The following is a 19,451-nucleotide window of genomic DNA, read 5'->3' on the forward strand; positions in this document are numbered from 1 at the left end:
GTGCCCTCGGCGAGGCTTCCCCTCCAGGCCCTGCTTGCGATGCTGATGGTCCAGGCAGCGGCCGCGGAGACCATCCCGCTGCCGCAGCCCAAGCCGGAAATCGGCGTGCACACCGACAAGCCGATCGACAAGCCGCTGCTGCAGCCCGCCACCACGGCAGAACCGGCGCCGCTGCCGTCGGCCGACACGGTCAATCCCGACCGCTTCGGTGCAAAACCCGCCGACGCGGCCTATGGCGCTTTCCAGCGCGGTCTCTACAAGACAGCTTACAATCTGGCATTGGTCCGGGCGCAAAACGGCGATCCGGCGGCGCAGACCTTGGTGGCCGAGATCCTGTCGCGGGGGCTCGGTGTACCGGTCAATTCGGCGCAGGCGGCGAAATGGTACGCGCTGGCCGCCGAACAGGGTGTGCCGGAATCGCAGTTCCAGTATGCGCTGATGCTGCTCGACGGCCGCTATGTCAAAAAGGATGGAAAAGAAGCCTATGCCCTGATGCAGGCCGCCGCCGAAGCCGGCAACCGGCTGGCGCAATTCAATTTCGCGCAGATGCTGGTCCAGCAGGACCCCGGCGATGCCGGCATGGCCAAGGCGGTCTCCTACTATGAGCGCGCCGCCGCGACCGGCCTCGCGGACGCGCAATATGCGATGTCGCAGATCTACGCCAATGGCGTCGGCGGCAAGCCACGCGACGACGCCCAGGCAAGGCGCCTGCTGGCGCAGGCAGCCAGGCAGAACTACGACACCGCGCAGATCGATCTCGCCGCCTGGATGATCGAAGGCCGCGGCGGTGCGCGCGACCTGAAATCCGCCTTCGGCTGGATGAAGCAGGCGGCGGAAGGCGGCAATGTCGCCGCCCAGAACCGCTTGGCCAAGCTCTACATGCAAGGCATCGGCACCGATCCGGACCTTGTGCTTGCCGGCGCCTGGTACGTCGTCGCCCGTCGTGCCGGCCTCATCGACCCCCAGATGGACGACTTCCTGCAGGGGCTGGACGACGACCAGACCAAGCAGGCGCTGCAGAAGGCCAACCGGCTGCCTTGACGGCGGTTCTCGCGGTCATTGCAAGTGTAACCTCGGCTCCCCTCGCCTGGCACCGACCTGCCCGCTCCCTTGCCTCTTCTGGCGATTTGTGGTCTTGGGAGCCCGAAATCGCTTTCCCAGCGAACATCCCATACCAACGGCGTGGCCGTTGGCATCATTCCGGATCATCTCATCATGGCCAAGATCAATGGCAACGAAATCCGTCCCGGCTATGTCATCGAGCATGATGGCGGCCTTTGGGTGGCGGTCAGGACCAACACCGTCAAGCCCGGCAAGGGCGGCGCCTACAATCAGGTCGAACTGAAGAACCTCATCAACGGCACCAAGCTCAACGAGCGCTTCCGCTCGGCCGAGACCGTCGAACAGATCCGGCTCGACCTGAAGGATTTTTCCTTCCTCTACGCGCAGGAAGACGCACTGGTGTTCATGGACACCCAGAGCTACGAGCAGCTCGAATTGAACAAGGACTTCGTCGGCGATCGCGCCGCCTTCCTGCAGGACGGCATGATGGTGACGGTCCAGCTTTACGAAGAGCGGCCGATCGGCATTTCGCTGCCCGACTATGTGACGCTGACCATCACCGAGGCCGACCCGGTGGTGAAGGGCCAGACGGCGGCATCGTCCTACAAGCCGGCGATCCTGGAGAACGGCATCCGCGTCCTGGTGCCGCCCTTCATCGGCGCCGGCGAGCGCATCATCGTCGACACCAACGAAATCACTTACGTGCGCCGCGCCGACTGACGCATGTCGCCCAAAAGTGGCCTCGGTTCTGGGTCACCGACATGCATCGAGGCGGAGTTTAAAGCGCAGCACCGGGAAAAAGCACTATGGCACGCTCAGCCCTTCTCAACGTCATGGTCCAGGCCGCAATGAAGGCCGGCCGCTCGCTGTCGCGCGACTTCGGCGAGGTGCAGAACCTGCAGGTCTCGATGAAAGGCCCCGGCGACTATGTCAGCCAGGCCGACCGCAAGGCAGAGGACATCGTCTTTGCCGAACTGTCCAAGGCTCGGCCCGGCTATTCCTTCCTGATGGAAGAGCGCGGCGTGGTCGAAGGCGACGACGGCCAGCATCGCTGGATCGTCGACCCGCTCGACGGCACCACCAATTTCCTGCACGGCATTCCGCTCTTTGCCGTTTCGATCGCGCTGGAGCGCCAGGGCCAGATCGTCGCCGGCGTCATCTACAATCCGGCGATGGACGAACTCTACACCTGCGAACGCGGCGGCGGCGCCTTCATGAACGACCGCCGCTTGCGCGTCGCTGGCCGCATCAAGCTGGTCGACACCGTGATCGGCTGCGGCATGCCGCATCTCGGCCGCGGCCACCACGGCAATTTCCTGGTCGAACTGCGCAACGTCATGGCCGAGGTTTCCGGCGTCCGCCGCCTCGGCTCCGCCTCGCTCGATCTCGCCTATGTCGCCGCCGGCCGCATGGATGGCTTCTGGGAAACCGGCCTGTCGGCCTGGGACATCGCCGCCGGGCTGCTTTTGATCCGCGAGGCAGGCGGCTTCGTCTCCGACATGGACGGCGGCCAGGACATGCTCGACAACGGTTCGGTCGTCGCCGGCAACGAGGTCATCCAGCGCGCTTTGCTGAAGGTCGTCAAGAAGCCGCTCTCCTCCCGCTGACAGGCACGCCGCGCTGATGCGCCGCAGTCGCAAAACCGCAACGAAAGCTTGAAATACTGACCGGCATGCGCCCAAATTGGAGGGCGCGGTGCAGGAACCCGGCTTAGTGAGAGACAACGAACCCTACCCCGATATCCCGTTCATCGGACGCTGGCACTATTCGCGTGCCGAGATGATCGCAGACGGTATCGTCCACGCGGTCGGCATCGTGCTGGCGATATCGGCCGGTTCGGCACTGCTGGCGCTGGCGGCGTTTCGTGTCGGACCGGGCGAATATATCGCCGCCGCCTTCTACGTGGTTTCGCTGCTCACCGTGCTCTCGGTGTCGATGACCTACAATCTGTGGCCGGTGTCGTCTCCGGCAAAATGGGTGTTGCGGCGTTTCGACCACGCCGCGATCTATCTGCTGATCGCCGCGACCTATACGCCTTTTCTGGCGCAGCTCGAAGGCTCGCCGCTGGCGCGCTGGATGATCGTGCTGGTCTGGACCGCGGCAGTGCTGGGCATTGCCATCAAGGTGTTCTTTCCCGGCCGTTTCGACCGGCTGGCGATCGGCTTCTATCTTGCCATCGGCTGGAGCGGCATCATCCTGGTCAAGCCGCTTGTCCAGACGCTGCCGACGACATCGATAGCGCTGATCGTCGCCGGCGGCATTGTCTATTCCTGCGGCGTCATCTTCTTCGCCTGGAAGGGGCTGCGCTTCCACAACGCGCTGTGGCACGGTTTCGTCATCACCGGCGCCGGCCTGCATCTGGCCGCCATGGTCGACTGTCTGGTCATCAATCGCCTCTGACACTATCGACGCGGCAATATTGCCAAGCGCCATTCAATTTAGTCACAATTCCGTTTAGAGTCGCGGTTTACGTGATCGGCGGCGGCATCGGAAACGGGGCACGGATGGCTTTTCTCAGATCCTTCGGCATGGGCAGACGTTCTGATGTCCTGATCTACGACCCGCATAAACTATCGAGCCCGCAGGTCTTTTTGCTGACCATGGTGATCTTCCTGGTCATCGTCGCCTTCATCGCCGCCATTCTGACCCGACAAATCTCGACCGCCTTTGGCAGCAATCCCGGCCTCAATGGCCTGATCGTCGGCGTGCTGGTGGTCGGCATCCTTTTGGCCTTCGCCCAGGTCGGACGACTGTTTCGCGAAGTGCGCTGGGTCAACTCCTTCCGTGCCGGCTCGGAGACGACCGAACCGGTGCTGCTGGCGCCGATGAAGGCGATGATCGGCCGTTCCTCGGCGATGGCCTTCTCGACCAGTTCGATGCGCACCATGCTCGATTCCATCGCCACCCGCCTCGACGAAAGCCGCGACACCTCGCGCTATCTCGTCGGCCTGCTGGTGTTCCTCGGCCTGCTCGGCACCTTCTGGGGCCTGTTGAACACCATCGGCTCGATCCGCGAGACCATCGAATCGCTCGATCCCGGCACCGGTGACGCCGCCGCGGTGCTCGATTCCCTGAAGCAGGGGCTTTCCGCGCCGCTGGCCGGCATGGGCACGGCCTTCTCGTCCTCGCTGTTCGGCCTCTCCGGCTCGCTGGTGCTCGGCTTCCTCGACCTACAGGCCGGCCGCGCCCAGACGCGCTTCTACACCGAACTGGAAAACTGGCTTTCCTCGGTGACCGACCTGTCGTCGGACATCGTCGTCGCCGACCCAGCCAAGACCGAATCCTCCGACGAGATCCGGGTGCTGTCGGAACGGCTGCGCAGCATGCAGGAGAATGGCGGCGGCTCCAACCCGCGCGTCGCCACCGCCATGGCCAATCTCGCCGACGGCATTTCCGGCCTGGTCAAGAACATGCGCTCGGAACAGCAGATCATGCGCGACTGGGTCGAGGCCCAGTCCGACGAGCAGAAGGCGATGCGCAACACGCTGGAAAAGATCGCCGATGCCCTGAAGAAGCCCGGAGTGCACTGAAGTGGCACTCGCCAGGGGCCGGCGCACCGATCGCCGCATCGACTACTGGCCGGGCTTCGTCGACGCGCTGTCGACGCTGCTGCTGGCCATCATGTTCCTGCTCACGGTCTTCGTGCTGGCGCAGTTCCTGCTGGGACGCGAAATCTCCGGCAAGGATACGGCACTCTCGCGCCTCAACTCCCAGATCAACGAACTGACGCAGCTGCTGGCGCTGGAGCGCTCGACGGCGCAGGACAAGGATGACTCGCTGGCCAATCTGCAGGCATCGCTGTCGGCGGCGGAAGCGGAAAGGAGCCGGCTCCAGCAATTGCTGGCGCAAGGTGCGGGCGCCGGCGACGCCGCCAACCAGCGCGCCGCGGCGCTCGGCGGCGAACTCGACAGCCAGCGCCAGATCAGCCAGCAGGCACTGAGCCAGGTCGAGATCCTCAACCAGCAGATCGCGGCACTGCGCAAGCAGATCGGCGCGCTCGAGGATGCGCTCAACGTCTCCGAAATCCGCGACCGCGATTCAAACACCAAGATCGCCGACCTCGGCCGTCGCCTCAACGTCGCACTGGCGCAGCGCGTGCAGGAATTGAACCGCTACCGCTCCGACTTCTTCGGCCGCTTGCGCGAAATCCTCGCCGACCGCGAGAACATCCGCATCGTCGGCGACCGCTTCGTCTTCCAGTCGGAAGTGCTGTTCCCGACCGGCTCCGAGGTGATCAACGATGCCGGCAAGGTCGAGATGAAGAAGCTCGCCGACGCCATCATCGAGTTGCAGAAGGAAATCCCGCCCGAGATCAACTGGGTGCTGCGCGTCGACGGCCACACCGACAACAAGCCGCTCTCCGGCGCCGGCCGCTACCGTGACAATTGGGAACTGTCGACGGCCCGTTCGACCTCGGTGGTGAAATTCCTGATCGAAAACGGCGTGCCTGCCAACCGGCTCGTCGCCGCCGGTTTCGGTGAGTTCCAGCCGCTCGATCCCGCCGACACCGAAGAGGCGCGCAACAAGAACCGCCGTATTGAACTGAAGCTCACCGAACGTTGATCCATCATCACGCGAACTCACGCGAACTTGTTCGTCGGCTCAACTCTAGGGCGCATATCGAGGCCGGCAAGGCCTGAAAAGATTATCTTTTTTTAATTACACATTGTCGCGGGGCGGTCCTAGCTTGCCGCCTGGGCCGAGAACCGCCGGCGATGAATCCCCGCTCATCGCGACGCGACGGAACCGGAGGGCCCAAGGCCGGAAGGCGGGCGGACAACCGCCGCTTTCCTCTACAAGAGGAGACGCGTGATGCGCTCTTTCAAGACCTCGCTTAGAACTGCGACACTCACGGCGTTCCTCATCGCCGTTCCGCTTGCCGGCGCCTATGCCGCGGGCCATCACAAAGGCGCTCTCGACGCGACCGATCCGACCGACATGACTGGCCCGCGTGTCGAGGCGCTCATCCAACAGGTGCAGGGCGTGCATCAGGGCATCGTGGACGCGAGACAGGCCAACAACATCACCCCAGCCGTGGCGGAACGCCTGGAAATGCGCACGGCCTACATCGGTCAAACGGCCGAGAAAGTCGCCGCGTCCTATCATGGCAGGATACCGGCCGCGCAATACCATGACCTGTTGCGTCGTCTCGACAATATCGACCAGCGGTTGATGGTCGATACCGGCAGTGGTTTTTTGATAGGCGACGGCGCCGACGGCGGCAATTACCCGAACGGCTAAACGGTCCAAGAGGACGGCTGAAACGGTCCAAGAGGAAGGGACCGCCTGACGCCTTCGGGGGGCTCCCGCGGGCGTCCTTTTTACCAGCCGAGCCACACCGCAATCAGGGCAACCGCCGCCGGCACGGTCTGGATGAACAGGATCTTGCGGCCAACCGTTGCCGCGCCATAGAGGCCGGCAATGGCCACGCACGACAGGAAGAACAATTTGACCTGAAAACCGGCCGCACCGAGGTAAAGCCCCCAGATCAGGCCGGCGGCGAGGAACCCGTTGTAGAGCCCCTGATTGGCGGCGAGCACCTTCGAGGCACTGGCGAATTCGGGCGTCAGATTGAATACCTTGTGCCCACGCGGCGTGTCCCACAACACCATCTCCAGATAGACGATGTAGGCATGGATCAAGGCCACCAGCCCGACCAGGATGTTGCCGATCATGTTGTTTCCCCCAATTGTTGCCGGCAGCATTTCACGCATGACCGCCCCCACGCAAGATGCGTCCGTTGCGCGGTGCCTGAGGGTTGCCAACGCATTTGCGTTGGTGTCTTTTCGCGCCGTCCCCAATCACGGAAGCCGCCATGTCCTTTCAGAAACTCGATGACCTCGGTCACAAGCTCGAAGCGCTCGAGCATGCGCTGGCCATCCTCGGTGCCGACGAAGCCACCCACATGGCCGTCGGCGGCGGCGAGAAGCGTGCCGAGGCGATGGCGGCACTGGCCGGCATGTATCACACCAGGGCAACAGCGCCGGAGATAGCGGACTGGATCGCCGCGGCCGAAGGCGAGGCGCTTGGTGAAGAGCAGCGGGCTGCTGTCGCGGAACTGCGGCGGCAATACACCAACCTGACCTGCCTGCCGGTCGATTTCGTCGAACGCCAGACGACCGCGCGCATGCGTTGCGAGCAGCTGTGGCGCGGCCTGCGCGCCAAGAACGACTGGGCGGGCTTCCAGCCGGCGCTGGAGGGCGTCGTGGCGCTGGTGCGCGAGGAAGCGGCGCTGCGTGCCGATGTGCTCGACCTAGCCCCCTATGACGCGCTGATGGAGCAATACGACCCCGGCAACCGCACCGCCGACATCACGCCAGTCTTCACCGACCTGAAGGCTTTCCTGAAAAGCTTCGTGCCGGAGGCGCTGGCGGTCCAGGACGCGCGGCTGCGCAAGCGCCCGCTGAAGCCGCTCTCAGGCACCTATGCGATCGACCGGCAGCGCGAGCTCGGCCTTGCGATGATGGCGGCGGTCGGCTTCGACCTGACGCACGGGTCGCTGTCGGTGTCGCACCATCCTTTCTGCGGCGGCGTGCCGAGCGACGTGCGCATTACCACCCGCTACAAGACGTCCGACTTCCTGTCGGCGCTGATGGGCGTGCTGCACGAGACCGGCCATGCGCTCTACGAACAGAACCTGCCCAAGGCATGGTCGCACTGGCCGCTCGGCAAAGCGCGCGGCATGGCCGTGCATGAAAGCCAGAGCCTGTTCGTCGAGAAGCAGTTAGGCCGCAACCCGGCCTTCTGGCGCTGGGCCCTGCCGGTGGTCGAAAAGCATCTCGGCGAAGCCTGGTCGCTCGACGATATCCTGCCGCATGTGCATCGCGTCGAGCGCGGCCTGATCCGTGTCGATGCCGACGAGGTGACCTACCCCCTGCATGTCATCCTGCGCTACGAACTGGAGCAGGAGCTCGTCGCGGGCCGGCTGGAGGTCGCCGACCTGCCCGAAGCCTGGGACGCCAAGATGCGCGATTACCTCGGTCTTTCCACCATCGACAATCCGGCCGACGGACCGATGCAGGACGTGCATTGGCCAGGGGCCGCCTTCGGCTATTTCCCCTCCTATACGCTGGGCGCGATGATGGCGGCGCAGCAATGGGCGGCGCTGACGCGGGATCATCCTGCCGCCGATGACGATCTCGCCAAAGGCAATTTCGAGGCGATCAACGAGTGGCGCCGCAAAAAAATCTGGTCGCAGGGATCACGCTGGTCGACGCCGGATCTGCTCGAACGCGCCACCGGCGAAAAGCTCAACGCCACCTATTTCGTGAACCATCTGAAGCAGCGCTACGGAACCGCGTAGAGCGGCACATCAGGAACGTAGTTGGTTCTGCCTACTCCGCCGCGCCCCTGAAAGCACTGGCGCCGGTTTCGAACTGCAGCTTGGCCAGCCGCGCATAGATGCCGCCCTTGGCGACAAGGCTTTGATGCGTGCCTTCCTCGACGATCGAGCCGCCATCCATGACCAGGATCCTGTCGGCCTTCAGCACCGTTGCCAAGCGGTGGGCGATGACGATCGTGGTGCGGCCCTGCATCAGCCGTTCCAGCGCCGTCTGCACCAGCGTCTCGCTTTCGGCGTCGAGGGCGGAGGTGGCCTCGTCGAGCAGCAGGATCGGGGCGTCACGCAGGATGGCGCGGGCGATCGCAACCCGCTGGCGCTGGCCGCCTGACAGCGTCACGCCGCGCTCACCGACCTGGCTGTCATAGCCTTTTTCCAGCTTGAGGATGAATTCATCGGCAAGTGCATCCTTCGCCGCCGTCTCGATTTCGGCCTTGCTGGCTCCCGGCCGGCCGAAACCGATATTGTCACGCGCGCTTGCCGCGAAAATGGTGACGTCCTGCGGCACGATTGCGATGCGCTGGCGGACCGAAACGGGATCGGCCTCGCGCACGTCGACACCGTCGATCAGGATCTTGCCTGTTTCGGGATCGTAGAAGCGCAGGATCAGTGAAAACACCGTGCTCTTGCCGGCCCCTGACGGCCCGACGATCGCCACCGTCTCGCCCGGCATGACCTGAAAGCTCAAGCCGTGCACGGCGGCGCGGTCGGGCCTTGCCGGGTAGGAGAAGGAGACATTGTCGAAGGCGATCGCGCCCTTGGCGACGGCCGGCAGCGGCTTCGGATCGGCGGGAGCCTGGATCGCCGGCTTCTCGGCCAGGATCTCGGTCAGCCGTTCGGCGGCACCCGCCGCTTGCGCAAGCTCGCCCCAGACTTCCGACAACGCGCCCAGCGCGCCGGCGGCGAACACCGAATAGAGCAGGAACTGACCGAGCGTACCCGGCGATATCGAGCCTTCGAGCACGTCGCGCGAGCCGAACCACAGCACCGCCACGACGGACGAGAAGATGGTGAAAATGGCGAAGAAGGTAAGGAAGGAGCGCGCGAAGATCGAGGAGCGTGCCGCCTCGAAAGCAGCTTCCACCGCGGCCGAGAAATGCCCGGTGACCAGCTTTTCATTGGTGAAGGCCTGCAGCGTGCGCACCGCGCCGATCTGTTCGCTGGCATAGGCGGTGGCATCGGCAAGCGTATCTTGCGCCTGGCGTGATTTGCGCCGCACCGAACGGCCGAAAGCGACCAGCGGCAGCACGATGACAGGAATGGCTGATATGACGAGGCCTGATAGTTTCGGACTGGTGATGACCATCATCCCCACCGCGCCAAGACCGAGGATTACGTTGCGCAGCGCCACCGAGGCCGTCGCTCCGACCGCCGACTTGACCTGCGTCGTGTCGGCGGCAAGCCGCGACACGATCTCGCCCGACTGGGCGGTGTCGAAGAAGGCAGGCGACAGCGTCGTCACATGGGCAAACACATCGCGCCGGATATCGGCGACGACGCGCTCGCCCAGCGTGATGACGAAATAGTAGCGGCCGGCCGATGCTGCCGCCAACACGGCGGCCATCGCCACCAGAGCGGCGAAATATTCGGCGATGAAGGTGGTGCTGGCCGACGAGAAGCCATGATCGATCATGCGTCGCACCGCCAGCGGCAGCGCCAGCGTGGTTGCCGCCGCGATGACCAGCGAGATAATGGCGCCGACGACCAGTGTGCGATAGTGCGTGATGTACGGGAACAGGCGCCGGAGCGGCTTGAGCGAACGCCGGCGCTCGTCTGCGCTGGTGATTTGCGCCATCCCGATGTTTCCTCCAGCCGCCCTTGGGGTCTACGCCTCAATATGCGCTTGCCGCGGCCTTGTGATTCAATTCCGGCTGATGTATAGGCTCGCCGACCGTTTTAGAAGCCGTGGCTCCTCAATAGCTGCGGCTTCGAGTTTTAAAAAGAGGCGCATCGACGCAGGCTTATGCCCGTCGGCAGCGCCGGCAAGCCAGGAACCGAGCCATGAAGAGCGCTATTCATCCCGACTACCACACCATCAAGGTCGTCATGACCGATGGCACCGAATACACGACCCGTTCGACCTGGGGCAAGGAAGGCGATACGATGAACCTCGATATCGACCCGACCACCCACCCGGCCTGGACCGGCGGCCAGCAGACCCTGCTCGACCGCGGCGGCCGCCTGTCGAAGTTCAAGAAGCGTTTCGAAGGTTTCGGCATCTAAGCTCAACGAGCTTTCACGGAACAAAAAACCCGCCTCCGTGGCGGGTTTTTTGTTGCGGCGCGGCGCTACTCGGCCAGCAATTCCCTTAGCGCCATGCGCTTGTAGGCGGCGACCAGCCTGTCGCCCTCCTGGCGCTCAACCGAGATCGCCAGCCGCATGGCGGCCTCGCCCATCTGCCAGACCAGAAACGCCGTGGTTTCCAGTGTCGCCGGATCGACCGCCGGCCGCAGCCGTTTCAGCACCGCGGTGAGGAATTCGGCGTTGGCGCGGCTGTCGGCGAGTTCGAGTTGGCGCAGCGCCTTGTCGGCCTGCGTGCCCGACCAGATGTCGCGCATCACCGGCTCGGCCAGGAACAGCCGGTAATAGATGTCGACTAACTCTGAAAACGCGGACTGCAGGCCTTCGGCGTCGCTGACGCCGGCGAGTGCCGCCGAGATGCAGGCTTGGCTTTCGGCGGTGTAGCGCTCGGCCAGCGCCCAGACGATCGCCCGCTTGTCGGGAAAGAACTGGTAGAGCGAGCCGATCGACACACCGGCCCGTTCCGCCACTTCTCCCATGCGCATGGCATCGCTGCCTTGCTCGGCGATCAGCGCCGAGGCAGCGGCCAGCATGCGCTCGACCCGCTCGCGGCTACGCTGCTGGCTCGGCGCCCGGCGCGGTGAAGCAACCTGCTCCTGTGCGGAAACGGGGGCTGCCGTGTCTTCCAATGACTGACTCCAAATGCAATCAAAATCGCTTGACTCGCAAAATACGAGGGTTTATCACGTTTTGCAAATGTGAGGATTGTTCATATTTTGACGCAAAGGAAAACACAACGGGCATATGGAGCAAATGACATGATCGCGAAACTTCTTCCCACCCTCATCTTCATTGCCGCACTCGGCTCAGGCGTCGTCGGCGGCGTCTTCTTTGCTTTCTCCAGCTTCGTCATGCCGGGCCTCGCCCGCATGCCAGCCACAAGCGGCATTGCCGCGATGAATTCGATCAATGTCACAGCTGTGACCCCGCTGTTCATGACAGCGCTGTTCGGCACGGCGCTCGTCTGCGTCCTTGTCGCCATCGGTGCGGTGATTGGCTGGAGCCAGCCGGGTTCGCTCTGGCTGATTGCCGGCAGCCTGCTCTATCTCATCGGCATCGTGGTGGTCACGATGATCTTCAACGTCCCGCTCAACGATGCGCTCGCCGCCGTCGATCTGGCCAGCAGCAATGGCGCAGGCCTGTGGCCACGCTACCTCCATGAATGGGTGATGTGGAACCATGTCCGCACCATCAGCGGCATAGCCGCGCTGGCATCCTTCTGGTTCGCCACGCGTTGACGACGATGGATGGAGCGACCGATGAAGGATCAATACGCAAATATGGCCTTCGGCATGGCCATCGGAGTTGGTGTCGGTGCCGCGATCGGCACCGCTCTGGATGACCTTCCGATGGGCGTCGCCGTGGGTATTGCGATTGGCGCCGCCTTCGGAGCGTGGCGACGCAAGTGACGGCAGCGCCGGCGGCCTCTACGCCTTTGTCTTCCGATCGGAATGGCCGAGATCGCGGTCCGGGTCGATGACATCACGGACGAGTTGCTTCAGTTTGGCCGCGTCTGGAAAACCGCCGTCGCGCTTGCGATCCCAGACAAGCACATCATTGCAGGAAATGGTGAAGATGCCGCCGGTGCCGGGCACCAGCGTCACCTCGCCCAGATCGGTGCCGAAGGTCGACAGCAGTTCCTGCGCCATCCAGCCGGCACGCAGCAGCCACTGGCACTGCGTGCAGTAGGTGATGACGACGCAATGCTTCCCTGACGCGTTCATTGGTCCGCCTCCAGAACGCGCACGGTCGTGCCTGCAACTCGGTCATGTATTGGCTCGTTGCCGAGTGCGACGGTCAGCGCGATCCAACATGGCCAGAGAAAAGCTAGGGCAGACGCCGTAAAGGCGATTACGATTTCCAGTCGGGAATAGTTCAGCACGGGCGCCGGAACGGTTTTCCAGGTCTGGAAAGCAAAGAAAGCTCCGACCAGCGTGGCGGGCAGATAGCCCAGGAATTTTACCACCTGCCGACAAACAGTTTTTTGCAAAGCGAGGCCTTCCCTATGCCAATTCAGCTCGTCATGGACGAAGAGGGCCAAGACCCCTTTGCCAAGCGACCGGCTGAAGGCCCCCTCCATCACAAGAAGATAGGTCGCCAGGACCAGCACCTGGAGGAAGCCTAGATCCAGTGCCGCAGTTCGAAAATTTCCGTTTGAATCTAGGTCTATCGAAAGGGTCGATACTGCCTTCGATTGAGCGTCCGTGCTCGTACCGGCTGCCCATCTGGCCACCGGAAAACCGAAGAAGGATGTTGCACAAACCTGCCAATCGTAGCGGGAAAGTATAGGATCGTCTGTTCCTTTCAGACTGGCGGACTGGCAGGTTTTCCAGTTCAGCCAGAAGCTGCCCTTCACTCCGCCGTTGGTCATCAGAAACAAGGCCGCAACCAGTGCATAAAGAGCGACGAAGATGACAAGGTAGTCGATAAGCGAAGCGAAAAGCCGTCGCCAAAGGCCGCCTGGACGAGGCCAGGTCACTGCAAGTTCAACGCCTTCGTCAGTCATCTTCCCTCTCGCCGACAACTGACTGCGCTACACCTTTGGCGGAAGTCTCAAGCAGCGAGGCCATGCTACCCGCCTGTAGCGCCGTTGGCCACCACCTTGCAGTCTCATGCCGCGCTGAGCTTGGCCATGGTCTCGTCGTCGACTTCGAAGTTGGCGTAGACGCTCTGCACGTCGTCGTCGTCCTCAAGCGTGGCGACCAGCTTCATCAGCGACTGTGCCCGCTCCTCGTCGACCGGAACGTTGTTTTGCGGCCGCCAGATCGGCTTCACCGATTCAGCCTCGCCGAGCGCGCCTTCCAGCGCCTTCGACACTTCGCCCATGTTCTCGAAGCCGCAATAGATGGTGTGGCCTTCCTCGTCGGACTCGACATCGTCGGCACCGGCTTCGATCGCCGCATCCATGATCTTGTCGGCGCTGCCGGCCGATGCCGGATAATAGATCTCGCCGGCACGATCCCACATGAAGGAAACCGAGCCCGTTTCGCCCATCGCGCCGCCGGCCTTGGTGAAGGCGGCGCGCACATTGGACGCCGAACGGTTGCGGTTGTCGGTCAGCGCCTCGACAATGACGGCGACGCCGCCCGGGCCATAGCCCTCATAGCGCACGGCTTCGTAGTTCTCGGCATCGCCCATCGAGGCCTTGTTGACGGCGCGTTGGATGTTGTCCTTCGGCATCGACACCGCCTTGGCGTTCTGGATCGCCAGCCGCAAGCGCGGGTTCATCGACGGATCGGGCGTCCCGCTTTTGGCGGCGACGGTGATTTCGCGCGCCAGCTTGGAAAACATTTTAGACCGCACCGCATCCTGGCGGCCCTTGCGGTGCATGATGTTCTTGAACTGTGAATGGCCAGCCATGGTGTCGTCTTCTCGGCTAGAGCATCCCGAAGCGAAGTGATCTCACCTCGTCTTGCGCAATGCCCGAATTCAAAATTTCAGAGCGTCCCAGGTGCACCCCGTGGAAGCACGGCGTTCTCTGTCGGAATGGCCGGCTTATAGATAAATCGGCACAATTCGTCCAGCCGCACCGTGCACAGGACGCGCGACATGGGCTGCTGCAAGCGTTCACGCCTCCAGATCGGATTTCAGCCGCTCGATGATGCTGAGGGCATGCCCGGCATACTGGCTGATCCAGCGGTCGTGGATCTGCTTGATCGGCAGCGCGTTGAGATGGTTCCAGCGCTCGCGGCCGTCGCGCCGCGCAACGATCAGGTCGGCCTCCTCCAGCACCTTGAGATGCAGCATGACGGTGCAGCGATCTATATCGGGAAAGGCCTCGCACAGCATGCCGGTCGTCTTCGGCGCGTCCTTCAGCTGGTCCAGTATTTCACGCCGGCGCGGGTGCGCCAGCGCCTTGAAAACATTGTCGTCTTGCGATCGGCTTGACATGTTATGTTTATATAACATATTGTCGAACCGATCAAGGGAAGGAGTTGTGGATATGTCACTTGGATTCAGTGTTTCCGGACGCATCGGCAAACCGGTCGCCGACGTATTCGACGCGGTCGTCAATCCGAAGAAACTGAGCGGCTATTTCACCATGATCGGCGGCGCCAGTGCGCCTCTGGTGGCAGGCGCCGGCGTTGTCTGGTGGGGTAAGGTGCCGGTCGAGGTCGACGAAGTGGTCAAGGACCGCCGCATCGTGCTGCGCTGGGATGCCACCGACGCCGACGGCAAACCCGCCTACAAGACCCGCATCGAGATGAATTTCGAGCCGCTGGACGATGGCGGCACCTTCGTCACCATCGCCGAGAGCGGTTGGCAGGAAGGCGCGGTCGGCCTGAAGAAGTCCTACCTCAATTGCGAGGGCTGGTCGCAGATGCTGGCCTGCATGAAGGCCTATGTCGAGTACGGCATCAATTTGCGCGACGGCTACTACCGCAGCGAGATGAAGGGCGAACCCGCCAACGAGACCAATATCTGAGCGGCCCCCATATCTGAGCGCCAGGGAGCAAGACGGAGGTCAACGATGAAGAAAGTAACGCCATTCCTGATGTTCGAGGGCAAGGCCGAAGAGGCAATGACCCTCTATTGCGAGACCATTCCCGGCAGCAGCGTCCTTGACGTCACACGCTACGGCCCCGGCGAAGACGGCCCGGACGGCACGGTCAAGCTTGCGCGCGTGTCGATCGCCGGCCTGGAAGTCATGATCTTCAATACCCCCGTCAACCACGCTTTCACCTTCACGCCGTCGGTCTCGCTGTATGTGGACTGTTCCGCCGAGGACGAACTGGACCGGATTGTCGAGACACTGGCCAAGGACGGTGGATTTCTGATGCCGCCCGAAAATTACGGCTTCAGCTTCCGTTTCGCATGGCTCAACGACAGGTTCGGGGTCTCCTGGCAGGTCAATCTCGCATAACCAGCCTGGGCAAGGGCGACCAACAACAGCTGAACACGACAAGGGAGCCAGCAATGACCGCGACAATCACCGGCGGCATCAACATCGCCATGAAGGTGCCGCCGCACCAGTATGAGGCGACGATCGCCTTCTACCGCGACGTCGTCGGCCTGAAGCCCTTTACAGACAAGGCACCGGCCATCGGCTTCGAGCTTGGCCCCAACCGCCTGTGGATCGATAAGGCGCCGATGATGAGCCACGCCGAAGTGTGGCTGGAGCTGTTCACCAAGGATTTCCCCATGGCTGCGGATCATTTAGCCAAGGCTGGCGTTGTGCGTTGCGATGCCATCGAGCCACTGGGCGAGGGCTTCCGCGGCGGCTGGATCACCAACCCCGCCAACATCATCCACATGCTGCGCGAACCGGACGCCTGGTGAACGCCAAGCCTCGAAAGGAGCATCCGATGGACATCCGCGAAAAGCCAACCGCCGCGGCCGGCATGCTGATCCGGCGGCCTGTCGCCGATGTATTCGAGGCCATCGTCGATCCGGCCACAACCACGAAATTCTGGTTCACCCATGGCAGCGGCCGGCTGGACAGCGGCAAGCAAGTCCTCTGGGAGTGGCGCATGTACGGTGTCTCGACGACCATCGACGTCAGCGAGATCGTCGCGAATGAAAAGATCGTCATGCAATGGAGCGATCCGCCAACCACCGTGGTCTGGAGCTTCACCGAAATGCCAGGCGGTACGACCTTTCTCGAGGTTCGCAACTTCGGCTTTGCCGGCAATGGCGACGAGCAGGTAAAAGAAGCCATCGACTCAACCGGCGGCTTCACGCTCGTGCTGGCCGGCGCCAAGGTCTGGCTTGAGCAGGGCCTGACGCTCGGCCTGATCGGCGACCGCCACCCGAAGGGCGTGCCGGCTAACTAAATCGGATCAACCTCGCCGCTTTTCCTGTTCGGTCACATGATGGCGAAGTACGCGATTGATTTCGGTTTGATAGCCACCGCCTCCGACATGTTCCTTAAACCAGGATAGCACATCGGCATCGAGCCTAATGGTGACCGGCTGCTTGAGTGGTCGGTAAAGATGTCCACGGCGAGCATGAATCCAGTTCTCGGCCGGAGCTTCTGGAATGTCCGAGGTATCAATCTCGCTGTCGGGCAAATCGGCCAGCTTGGCAAGTTGATTGCGCAGATCCTGGCTAAGGTCCTTCCTGTTCATAGCGCTTCCTTTCATGCGTTGTCGCTTTCCGAGCACCAACGATCCGAACCCGTTCTTCATCTTCGCGACCGGGGTAGGTATGCACAACCAGCAATACCGCGACAGCCTCAATCATCCCGATCGCGTGCCATCGTTGCTCACCATCTTCAAACCGGTCAGGCACGATGAGATGGAGCGGATCATCGAACACCTTTCGTGCAAGATCAAAGGCGATGCCGTGCTTGGCAAGATTGCGCCTCGCTTTTTCAGGATCCCATTCAAACTGCAAAGTAGCACCATCGACTACAGTATTGTATGTACAAATCCGTAAAAGTCAATCCAAACGCGGCATGCGCCCAAGCCCAAGCTCAGTGCCCGCCACCCGATTTCGCCTTCCTACGTCGCCGCGCCAGCATGTTGAGTCCCTCGACCAATGCCGAAAAGCCCATCGCCGCATAGATGTAGCCCTTGGGCACATGGTAGCCCATGCCGTCTGCGATCAGTGTCATGCCGATCATCAGAAGGAAGCCCAGCGCCAGCATGACAATGCTCGGGTTCTTGGCGATGAAGTTGGCCAGCGGCCCGGCCGCCAGCATCATCACGCTCACCGCCACGATCACGGCGATGTACATGATGGCGATCTCGTCGGTCATGCCGACGGCGGTGATGATCGAATCGATCGAGAAGACCAGGTCGAGCAGCAGGATCTGGAAGATCGCGCCGGCAAGGCTGATCTGCAGCGTCTCGCCCATCATCGTATCCTTGTGGTCGTCGGGATCGACCGTGTGATGGATCTCCTTGGTCGCCTTCCAGACCAGGAACAGGCCGCCGGCAATCAGGATCAGGTCGCGCCAGGAAAAACCGTGGCCGAAGGCCGTGAACACCGGCGTGGTCAGCTGGACGATGATCGAAATGGTGGCCAGCAGCACCAGCCGCATGATCAGCGCCGCCGAGATGCCGAGCCGGCGGGCACGGGCCCGTTGTGCTTCCGGCAGCTTGTTGGTCAGGATCGAGATGAAGATCAGGTTGTCGATGCCGAGCACGACCTCGAGCACAATCAGCGTCAGCAGCGCGACCCAGGCGGTCGGGTCGGACACGAATTGGAAATGCGGCGCCAGGAATTCGATGAGCTGCATGGAGGTCGTCCCCTCTTTTAACGATCTAGAGCAGTGTCGCCGGCAGTTAGGTACTAAGCGTGCCTATATCAATGTCAGGACCAGAAGGACGGTGCGGTTTCTTCCAGCCGTGGCCCGCGACGAAACGGCGCGATCCGCTCGGTCAGCCCTGTGCGGTCGGAAATATCGACGCCAACGCCGCACAAGGTCGCCGGTCCGGTCGCCGCCTCGAAGCGGCCTTTCGGCACCTTCGACAGGAACCGGTTGAGCGGCTCCTCCTTGTCCATGCCGAGCGAGGAATCGTAGTCCCCGCACATGCCGGCGTCGGACATATAACCGGTGCCGCCGTTGAGGACCTGGTGATCGCCGGTCGGCTGGTGGGTGTGGGTGCCGACGACGAGGCTGGCGCGGCCGTCGACGAAATGCGCGAAGCACATCTTTTCCGAGGTCGCCTCGGCGTGGAAGTCGATAATCACGGCATCCGCCTGCTCGCCGAGCGGACAGGCGGCAAGCTCGCGTTCGCCGGCCTGGAACGGATCGTCGAGCTCGGGATGCATGAACACCCGGCCCATGATGTTGGCGACCAGCACGCGCGCGCCGCTCCTGGCGATATAGACACCGGAGCCGCGCCCGGGCGTGCCCTTGGGAAAGTTGGAGGGACGCAGGAAGCGCTCTTCGCGCGGCGCGAAGGCGAGCGCGTCGCGTTGGTCCCAGACATGGTTGCCGGTGGTGACGACATCAGCACCAGCGGCGATCGTCTCGCGAAAGATATCTTCGGTGATGCCGAAGCCGCCCGCGGCGTTCTCGCCATTGACGATGACGAAATCGAGTTTGAAGTCGGAGATCAGGCCGGGCAGTTGTTCCCACACCGCCGTCCGTCCTGTCTTTCCAACCATGTCACCGAGGAAGAGAAGTCTCATATGATCCCGCACCGAAGGTCAGCGAAAGCTGCATGACGCCAGTGAAGATCATGCGTCCCTTGTACTTATCTACAATTTTGGCGCGAAGCGGCGCAACCCGCTCTCGGTCAGTATTTCCGGAATGACGACGTCATGTTCCTCATCCGGCACCATTGCCACCTCCTGGCAGTCGAAGGCGATGCCGACCAGCCGCGGCGGCTGTCCCTTGTCGATCAGCTTGGCGATGGCGCGGTCGTAATAGCCGGCACCATAGCCGATGCGATGGCCGCGCGCATCGAAAGCGGCGAGCGGCACCAGCATCACAGAGGGGTCGAGCACCTCGGCTTCCTCGTGAGGGCCGACCGTGCCGAAACCCATCTCGACCATCGGCGCGCCGCGCACCAGTTCGCGAAAGACGATGGTGGTCTTGTCGAGAATGGCCGGCAGGCAAAGCCGCGCGCCCTTTTCACGCAAGGCAAACATCAACGGCCGAACGTCGACTTCGGAACGCATCGGCCAGAAGCCGGAAACGATCTGGCCCGGCTCGACGTGGAGGAGATCGCGTGCCGTCTCGGCCATTTCAAGCGCGACCTCCACCCGCCAGAATTCATCGAGCGCATCGCGGCGTCCGAGGGCCTCACGGCGAAGCTGCTTTTTCAGGTCTTTGAGAGAGGTCATTCAGCCAGGC

At 62.7% G+C, this 19,451-nt stretch carries 27 protein-coding genes; 15 read left to right on the forward strand and 12 right to left on the reverse strand.

All coding sequences use genetic code 11. From position 1 onward, the window contains the following. The 7 genes from NKI66_RS01170 to NKI66_RS01200 all read left to right on the forward strand — a co-directional run bounded on the left by NKI66_RS01170 (position 1) and on the right by NKI66_RS01200 (position 6,303). Positions 1–1,041, forward strand: coding sequence for a tetratricopeptide repeat protein (locus NKI66_RS01170; protein WP_023811837.1), 1,041 nt, complete (start codon positions 1–3; stop codon positions 1,039–1,041). A gap of 174 nt (positions 1,042–1,215) precedes the next feature. Continuing rightward, on the forward strand, positions 1,216–1,782 hold the full coding sequence (efp, locus tag NKI66_RS01175) for an elongation factor P (protein ID WP_013529127.1): 567 nt from the start codon (positions 1,216–1,218) through the stop codon (positions 1,780–1,782). Between the two features lie 86 nt (positions 1,783–1,868). Further along, a complete protein-coding gene (locus tag NKI66_RS01180) occupies positions 1,869–2,669 on the forward strand; it encodes an inositol monophosphatase family protein (RefSeq protein WP_023811836.1) in 801 nt (266 codons plus the stop codon). A gap of 106 nt (positions 2,670–2,775) precedes the next feature. Beyond that, entirely contained in the window at positions 2,776–3,462 is a 687-nt protein-coding gene (trhA, locus tag NKI66_RS01185; RefSeq protein WP_031213453.1) for a PAQR family membrane homeostasis protein TrhA, read from the forward strand. A 104-nt stretch (positions 3,463–3,566) separates the two neighbouring features. Beyond that, positions 3,567–4,592: a MotA/TolQ/ExbB proton channel family protein gene (locus NKI66_RS01190; RefSeq protein ID WP_013529124.1), complete on the forward strand. Its 1,026-nt coding sequence runs from the start codon at positions 3,567–3,569 to the stop codon at positions 4,590–4,592. 1 nt (position 4,593) lies between these two features. Continuing rightward, positions 4,594–5,625, forward strand: coding sequence for a peptidoglycan -binding protein (locus NKI66_RS01195; protein ID WP_023811834.1), 1,032 nt, complete (start codon positions 4,594–4,596; stop codon positions 5,623–5,625). A 249-nt stretch (positions 5,626–5,874) separates the two neighbouring features. Next, the gene (locus NKI66_RS01200) at positions 5,875–6,303 is read left to right on the forward strand and encodes a hypothetical protein (protein WP_023811833.1); all 429 of its coding nucleotides are present in this window, start codon (positions 5,875–5,877) and stop codon (positions 6,301–6,303) included. An 80-nt stretch (positions 6,304–6,383) separates the two neighbouring features. Here NKI66_RS01200 and NKI66_RS01205 read toward each other — a convergent pair whose 3' ends face one another. Further along, a complete protein-coding gene (locus NKI66_RS01205; RefSeq protein ID WP_023811832.1) occupies positions 6,384–6,737 on the reverse strand; it encodes a DUF1304 domain-containing protein in 354 nt (117 codons plus the stop codon). A gap of 140 nt (positions 6,738–6,877) precedes the next feature. Here NKI66_RS01205 and NKI66_RS01210 point away from each other — a divergent pair, with 140 nt between their 5' ends. Continuing rightward, positions 6,878–8,365 carry a carboxypeptidase M32 gene (locus NKI66_RS01210; protein ID WP_352750573.1) on the forward strand — a complete coding sequence of 496 codons (1,488 nt, stop codon included), beginning with the start codon at positions 6,878–6,880 and terminating at the stop codon, positions 8,363–8,365. Between the two features lie 31 nt (positions 8,366–8,396). Here NKI66_RS01210 and NKI66_RS01215 read toward each other — a convergent pair whose 3' ends face one another. Beyond that, entirely contained in the window at positions 8,397–10,196 is a 1,800-nt protein-coding gene (locus NKI66_RS01215) for an ABC transporter transmembrane domain-containing protein (protein ID WP_023811831.1), read from the reverse strand. Between the two features lie 206 nt (positions 10,197–10,402). Here NKI66_RS01215 and rpmE point away from each other — a divergent pair, with 206 nt between their 5' ends. Further along, positions 10,403–10,624, forward strand: a complete 222-nt coding sequence (gene rpmE, locus NKI66_RS01220) for a 50S ribosomal protein L31 (protein WP_023811830.1) — start codon at positions 10,403–10,405, stop codon at positions 10,622–10,624. A 65-nt stretch (positions 10,625–10,689) separates the two neighbouring features. Here rpmE and NKI66_RS01225 read toward each other — a convergent pair whose 3' ends face one another. Further along, positions 10,690–11,331 (reverse strand): TetR/AcrR family transcriptional regulator, encoded by a 642-nt coding sequence (locus tag NKI66_RS01225; RefSeq protein WP_023811829.1) that lies wholly within the window; start codon positions 11,329–11,331, stop codon positions 10,690–10,692. 129 nt (positions 11,332–11,460) lie between these two features. Between NKI66_RS01225 and NKI66_RS01230 the strand changes: the two genes are divergently transcribed. Together NKI66_RS01230 and NKI66_RS01235 are read left to right on the forward strand one after the other, a co-directional pair. Beyond that, on the forward strand, positions 11,461–11,940 hold the full coding sequence (locus tag NKI66_RS01230) for an anthrone oxygenase family protein (protein ID WP_023811828.1): 480 nt from the start codon (positions 11,461–11,463) through the stop codon (positions 11,938–11,940). 21 nt (positions 11,941–11,961) lie between these two features. Continuing rightward, positions 11,962–12,111, forward strand: coding sequence for a glycine zipper domain-containing protein (locus NKI66_RS01235; RefSeq protein WP_023811827.1), 150 nt, complete (start codon positions 11,962–11,964; stop codon positions 12,109–12,111). 18 nt (positions 12,112–12,129) lie between these two features. Here NKI66_RS01235 and NKI66_RS01240 read toward each other — a convergent pair whose 3' ends face one another. The 4 genes from NKI66_RS01240 to NKI66_RS01255 form a co-directional block, all read right to left on the reverse strand. Next, a complete protein-coding gene (locus tag NKI66_RS01240; RefSeq protein WP_023811826.1) occupies positions 12,130–12,426 on the reverse strand; it encodes an Rdx family protein in 297 nt (98 codons plus the stop codon). Beyond that, complete coding sequence (locus NKI66_RS01245; RefSeq protein ID WP_031213452.1) at positions 12,423–13,208, reverse strand: RDD family protein; 786 nt, start codon at positions 13,206–13,208, stop codon at positions 12,423–12,425. Before NKI66_RS01245 ends, NKI66_RS01240 begins: the two co-directional genes overlap by 4 nt. A 104-nt stretch (positions 13,209–13,312) precedes the next feature. Next, positions 13,313–14,062 (reverse strand): YebC/PmpR family DNA-binding transcriptional regulator, encoded by a 750-nt coding sequence (locus NKI66_RS01250; protein WP_023811824.1) that lies wholly within the window; start codon positions 14,060–14,062, stop codon positions 13,313–13,315. Between the two features lie 207 nt (positions 14,063–14,269). Further along, positions 14,270–14,593 carry an ArsR/SmtB family transcription factor gene (locus tag NKI66_RS01255; RefSeq protein ID WP_023811823.1) on the reverse strand — a complete coding sequence of 108 codons (324 nt, stop codon included), beginning with the start codon at positions 14,591–14,593 and terminating at the stop codon, positions 14,270–14,272. Between the two features lie 52 nt (positions 14,594–14,645). Here NKI66_RS01255 and NKI66_RS01260 point away from each other — a divergent pair, with 52 nt between their 5' ends. Genes NKI66_RS01260 through NKI66_RS01275 form a run of 4 tightly spaced genes read left to right on the forward strand, consistent with a single transcriptional unit; the run spans position 14,646 to position 16,476 of the window. After that, complete coding sequence (locus tag NKI66_RS01260; RefSeq protein WP_023811822.1) at positions 14,646–15,128, forward strand: SRPBCC domain-containing protein; 483 nt, start codon at positions 14,646–14,648, stop codon at positions 15,126–15,128. 45 nt (positions 15,129–15,173) lie between these two features. Next, positions 15,174–15,566, forward strand: coding sequence for a VOC family protein (locus tag NKI66_RS01265; RefSeq protein ID WP_352750576.1), 393 nt, complete (start codon positions 15,174–15,176; stop codon positions 15,564–15,566). 53 nt (positions 15,567–15,619) lie between these two features. Then, on the forward strand, positions 15,620–15,982 hold the full coding sequence (locus tag NKI66_RS01270; RefSeq protein WP_023811820.1) for a glyoxalase/bleomycin resistance/dioxygenase family protein: 363 nt from the start codon (positions 15,620–15,622) through the stop codon (positions 15,980–15,982). A gap of 26 nt (positions 15,983–16,008) precedes the next feature. Continuing rightward, positions 16,009–16,476, forward strand: coding sequence for an SRPBCC family protein (locus NKI66_RS01275; RefSeq protein WP_023811819.1), 468 nt, complete (start codon positions 16,009–16,011; stop codon positions 16,474–16,476). 6 nt (positions 16,477–16,482) lie between these two features. Here NKI66_RS01275 and NKI66_RS01280 read toward each other — a convergent pair whose 3' ends face one another. The 5 genes from NKI66_RS01280 to NKI66_RS01300 all read right to left on the reverse strand — a co-directional run bounded on the left by NKI66_RS01280 (position 16,483) and on the right by NKI66_RS01300 (position 19,441). Beyond that, a complete protein-coding gene (locus tag NKI66_RS01280) occupies positions 16,483–16,770 on the reverse strand; it encodes a BrnA antitoxin family protein (RefSeq protein ID WP_023811818.1) in 288 nt (95 codons plus the stop codon). Next, positions 16,751–17,038, reverse strand: coding sequence for a BrnT family toxin (locus NKI66_RS01285; RefSeq protein ID WP_081734874.1), 288 nt, complete (start codon positions 17,036–17,038; stop codon positions 16,751–16,753). The genes NKI66_RS01280 and NKI66_RS01285 overlap by 20 nt, the downstream gene beginning before the upstream one ends. 79 nt (positions 17,039–17,117) lie before the next feature. Then, entirely contained in the window at positions 17,118–17,885 is a 768-nt protein-coding gene (locus tag NKI66_RS01290) for a TerC family protein (protein ID WP_031213449.1), read from the reverse strand. Between the two features lie 74 nt (positions 17,886–17,959). Continuing rightward, entirely contained in the window at positions 17,960–18,784 is an 825-nt protein-coding gene (locus NKI66_RS01295) for a TIGR00282 family metallophosphoesterase (RefSeq protein ID WP_023811815.1), read from the reverse strand. A gap of 69 nt (positions 18,785–18,853) precedes the next feature. Beyond that, positions 18,854–19,441, reverse strand: coding sequence for a 5-formyltetrahydrofolate cyclo-ligase (locus tag NKI66_RS01300; protein ID WP_023811814.1), 588 nt, complete (start codon positions 19,439–19,441; stop codon positions 18,854–18,856). Between the last annotated feature and the right edge of the window lie 10 nt (positions 19,442–19,451).

The organism is Mesorhizobium sp. M0518 (assembly GCF_040321125.1).
GTDB lineage: Bacteria > Pseudomonadota > Alphaproteobacteria > Rhizobiales > Rhizobiaceae > Mesorhizobium.